Annotated in this window: 1 protein-coding gene; it reads left to right on the top strand. The window is 44.6% G+C overall.

Going from position 1 to position 260, the window contains the following annotated elements; genetic code table 11:
• Nucleotides 1–44 precede the first annotated feature (44 nt).
• The coding region (locus tag PZC42_RS24895) for a MarR family transcriptional regulator (protein ID WP_277214287.1) at nt 45–260 on the top strand (216 nt) is incomplete at its 3' end.

The raw sequence follows: 260 nt of genomic DNA, 5'->3' as shown, positions 1-260 counted from the left end.
AGAATGTTGTATACTTAAGAAAAGAACGAATGGAATGATCAATCGTGACAACGAATATTAAGGCGGAACTAGTCGCCGGAAAATTGGCCGAGTACGAACAATTAAGCAAAATTTATGATGACATTGTCAAGCAGGCCCGTCCAAGAATAACTGTTGAAGGTCAGGGCAAGATTCTACTAGCACTAGCCGATGAGGACCACCTCTCACAAAAACAGTTGGCAAGTCGCCTTGGCATGTCGCCGCAATCAACGAGCGAGTTC

The sequence above is a fragment of the Isoptericola croceus genome, from assembly GCF_029382255.1.
Classification (GTDB): Bacteria; Actinomycetota; Actinomycetes; order Actinomycetales; family Cellulomonadaceae; genus Isoptericola; species Isoptericola croceus.
Note: the sequence above shows the minus strand (reverse complement) of the source record. Positions and strands in the feature narration are given on the sequence as shown.